Source organism: Sphingomonas sp. FUKUSWIS1 (assembly GCF_000733135.1).
GTDB lineage: Bacteria > Pseudomonadota > Alphaproteobacteria > Sphingomonadales > Sphingomonadaceae > Sphingomonas > Sphingomonas aerolata.
Window position 1 is genome coordinate 1 of record NZ_JPJC01000097.1, and the last position, 3,584, is coordinate 3,584.

Here is a 3,584-nt window from a genome sequence, read left to right on the forward strand (position 1 = left end):
GAGCATCCGCAACCAGCCCTGCATCGCCTCGATCCCGACCACGCCGATCGGCCGGTCGCCCTGCCCCTCGTCCCCGACCGCGACATGGAGTTCACCGAGCGGCGCCGCGCTCGCCTCTGCCGCGAGCAGCCGGGCGGCGGCGGTCGCCTGCGCGGCGCTGCGCGACGGTAGTTCGGCCCAGTGCAAGGTCACCGCCTCCGCCGGCGCCACCGCGATGACGCCCGTGTCCGCGCCGAGGTCACTTCGCTCATCGGCGGTCGGGATCCCCTCGCCCTGCGCGACGATGCGCTGGTCGGCGATCCGCATCCAGCGAAAGCCGGTCACGCCGGAGGGAAGGAACAGGAGCGTGGTCATGATGGCTCGCCCCATTGCCGCGATACGAGCCGCGCGGGAAGCGTCGTCGCGTCCATCAGTGCCTGTTCCTGCAAAACCGTCGTCCCCACCGTCACGTCGATATCGAGCGTGAACCATTTCGACACCACTGCCGTCCCCCGTTCGCCATCCGCATTGGCATTGCCCTGCAACGCCGCGCTCTTGAAGAACACGTCAGTGGTCGCGACCCCTTGCGGCGGGCGTTGCAGGATCATCTGGCGCGCGCCCGCGATCGACATCGTGTCGGGAAACAGCATCGCCAGGATCGGCGCCTGTTCGGGGAGCAGCGTGTTGACGTTGATCGGCGCGGCCTGCGCGACCGGCAATGTACAGATCCACGGCCTGAGCGTCGCATAGATTTGCGGCGTCATGCCGACCACCGCGCGGAGTTCGCTCGGGTCGGTCATCAGCGTGCCCGCGGTGCGATAGGGCGTCTCGCGGTTCAGATAGGCGCCGTCCTCCGCGCCCATCGCCTGCTGGTCCTGATCGCTGTCGATCCAGTCGGCGGCGCCCGCGGCGATCTGTTCACCGACCTGCGCGGGGATGTCGAGCAGCCGCATCAACCGGACGAATTGCGGCCGCATCAGCGGGTCGGTGACATAGGCGCCGGCGCGCCCGCTCACCAGGCTGTTGAGATTGAAGCAGTTTCCTCCGTCCCGCACGCGCGCGGTCGCAAAGCCGCCGCCGGGCAGCGGCATCCCGAACGGCTTGCCGCTCCAGTCGCCCTGCAACGTCACGCGTTTCACATTGGGGCCCAGCATCGCGTCGATCCGCGTCAGCGCGAGCGTCTCGGCGGCCAGCGCATAGGCGCGCGCCTGCTCCCCCGCCGCGGCATTGCCCGCGAGCCGCGTCGACAGCCGCAGCTTCTCGAGCGCCGCCCCCGCCATCACCGCGACGATCGCGACGAGCATGAGGACGGTCAGCAGCGCGGCGCCGCGTTCGTGTTCAGGGGGCTTCATTCTGGACCTCCCGCGCGGGCGGCGCATAGCCCGATCCAACGAGGAACAGCTGGCGATAGACCAGGCCGTCGGTGCGCTGGACGCTCAGCTCCATCGCCTCGGGCAAGGGCACGCCCTGCACGCCGTCCCAGCGGTCGCTCCACGCGCCGCCCAGTCGGTAGCGCAGCCGGACCTGGCGGACATTGGGCAGCAGCACGGCGGGCGGCAGCGGCGGCGCGCCGTCGACCATCGGATAGGCGATCCGCTGCAGCGCGCCGTCCGCGACGCGGTACGCGACCTTCTGCGTGCTCGATCGGGCTGCGCCGTCGATATTGGTCCAGCCACCGCGGACGAGGCGGAGCATCGGTGCGACGTCCGACCCGCTCTCGCCGACGAAGGCAGCCAAGGGCGCACCGGATTCGTCGCGCGTGCCCCGCAGCGCCGCCTGGCCGAGATCGGCGGACAGGATCGACATCGTCCGCGTCAGCGCGCCGAGATCGTCGAGCTTCGTCCCCGTCGCACTCTGCGCCTTCACGCTGAACGACAGGATCGCCACCCCCGCCGCCGCGATCATCCCGAAGATCAGCAGCGACACCATCACCTCGACCAGTGTGAAGCCGTGTTCGGCGGAGCGCCTCACGGGGGTGAAGCCGTGTTCGGCGGAACGCCTCACGGGGGTGAAGCCGTGTTCGGCGGAGCGCACCGTGCACCGCCCGGTCATGACGTCGTCACCGTCGTCGCGCTCTGGCGCGGAGCGGGGCGGATCATCGTGAGGCGACCGAGCACGGCGCCGCCGCGATCCGCGACCGCCACGTCGATCCGCAAGACGGACGAGCCGCCCATCGCGCGCACCGACCGCGTCCAGGCCCAGCGGCGCCCGCCATTGGTCTCGGCGCCGGTGACGGTTCCGGCGGTCGGCGGCTGCGCCTGCGTCACTGCGTCGATCGCGACGTTGCGCGCGACCATCTGCGCGACCAGCGTGTCGTCGAGGATCGACGCGCCGCGGATCGTCGCGCTCTCCAGCCGGACGAGCGCCATCGCCGCCAGGCTGAACACCGCGAGCGCGACCATGATCTCGATGAGCGTGAACCCGCGATCGGTTTCAGCAGGCATCGATGCGCGGGGCAATTCAGCGCGCATCGGCGCGCACGGTGCCATCGGCGTCGATCGTCACGGTCGCGTTCGCCCCGCCGCGGCTGAGCGTCACGACGGCGGGCCGGTCGACCAGCCCGGTCGGGTCGAAGGTCACGCGGACGCGGCCGCTCATGTCGCCGATCACCGCGCGCGTGCCGTCGTTCCACCGTTCGACGCGCATCGGTTTCTCGCTGATCGGCGTCCAGCCGCCCGCGAGCCGCTGGTCGAAGCCATAGCCGCCGCCGGTAATCCAGACACTGACCGGGCGTGCCTCGACGATCGCCGAATCATGCGCCGCACGCGTCCGCGCCGCGAACCGCGTCGCCTCGTCGAACACGCGTCCGCGCGGATCGGGCATCACAAAGACCGCCACCGCCGATGCGAGCCCTATGATCGTCACCACGACCATCAGCTCGACCAGCGTGAAGCCGTGTTCGGCGTTAAGCCGGGACCTACTGCCAGCTGCCAATATCGGCATCGATCCCCTCGCCGCCTTCCTTGCCATCGGCGCCGAAGGTCCAGACGTCGGCCTCGCCATGCGTGCCGGGCGAGGCATAGAGATACGGGCGACCCCAGGGATCGTTCGGCAGCTTCTTGAGATAGCCACCGCGCTGGTAGCGCGACGGATCGGTCAGCCCGGCGGGTGCGGTGACCAGCGCGTTCAGCCCCTGCGACGTGTTGGGGAAGGTCATGTTCTGCAGCTTGTAGAGCTCCAGCCCGCCCTCGATCTGCGCGATGTCGGCCTTTGCCTTCTGGATCCGCGCGGTATCGCCCGAGGGCAGCACGTTGAGCGCGACGATCGTTGCGAGCAGGCCGATGATGACGATGACCACCATCAGCTCGACGAGCGTGAAACCGGCCTCGCGGCGCTTCTTCTTCTCTTCCGGACGCATACAAAACCTCATTGGCCTGCCAGCGTATTGAGCTGGAGGATCGGGAGCAGGATGGATAGCACGATCGTCGCGACGATGCCGCCCATCACGACGATGATCAGCGGTTCGAGCAGCGACAGAGCGGTGGCGGTGAAGCGGTCGAATTCGCGTTCGAGATAGTCGGCGGCGCGTTCGAGCATCTCGTCGAGCCGCCCCGCCGCCTCGCCCGACGCGGCGAGATAGGTCAGCAGCGGCGGGAACACGCCCG

At 69.6% G+C, this 3,584-nt stretch carries 7 protein-coding genes; all 7 read right to left on the bottom strand.

Going from position 1 to position 3,584, the window contains the following annotated elements; all coding sequences use genetic code 11:
* The coding region (gspL, locus tag sphsw_RS07215; RefSeq protein ID WP_031440012.1) for a type II secretion system protein GspL at positions 1-354 on the bottom strand (354 nt) is incomplete at its 3' end.
* The gene (gene gspK / locus sphsw_RS07220) at positions 351-1,331 is read right to left on the bottom strand and encodes a type II secretion system minor pseudopilin GspK (RefSeq protein ID WP_031440013.1); all 981 of its coding nucleotides are present in this window, start codon (positions 1,329-1,331) and stop codon (positions 351-353) included. The genes gspL and gspK, both read right to left, overlap by 4 nt.
* A complete protein-coding gene (gene gspJ, locus sphsw_RS07225) occupies positions 1,318-1,983 on the bottom strand; it encodes a type II secretion system minor pseudopilin GspJ (RefSeq protein WP_235188318.1) in 666 nt (221 codons plus the stop codon). The genes gspK and gspJ overlap by 14 nt, the downstream gene beginning before the upstream one ends.
* Positions 1,984-2,027: 44 nt before the next feature.
* Positions 2,028-2,423, bottom strand: a complete 396-nt coding sequence (gene gspI, locus sphsw_RS07230) for a type II secretion system minor pseudopilin GspI (protein WP_031440015.1) — start codon at positions 2,421-2,423, stop codon at positions 2,028-2,030.
* A 16-nt stretch (positions 2,424-2,439) separates the two neighbouring features.
* Positions 2,440-2,922, bottom strand: a complete 483-nt coding sequence (locus tag sphsw_RS07235) for a GspH/FimT family pseudopilin (protein WP_081874201.1) — start codon at positions 2,920-2,922, stop codon at positions 2,440-2,442.
* Complete coding sequence (gene gspG / locus sphsw_RS07240) at positions 2,897-3,337, bottom strand: type II secretion system major pseudopilin GspG (RefSeq protein WP_031395041.1); 441 nt, start codon at positions 3,335-3,337, stop codon at positions 2,897-2,899. The genes sphsw_RS07235 and gspG overlap by 26 nt, the downstream gene beginning before the upstream one ends.
* Before the next feature lie 8 nt (positions 3,338-3,345).
* On the bottom strand, positions 3,346-3,584 hold a 239-nt coding region (locus sphsw_RS07245), incomplete at its 5' end, for a type II secretion system F family protein (RefSeq protein WP_031440016.1).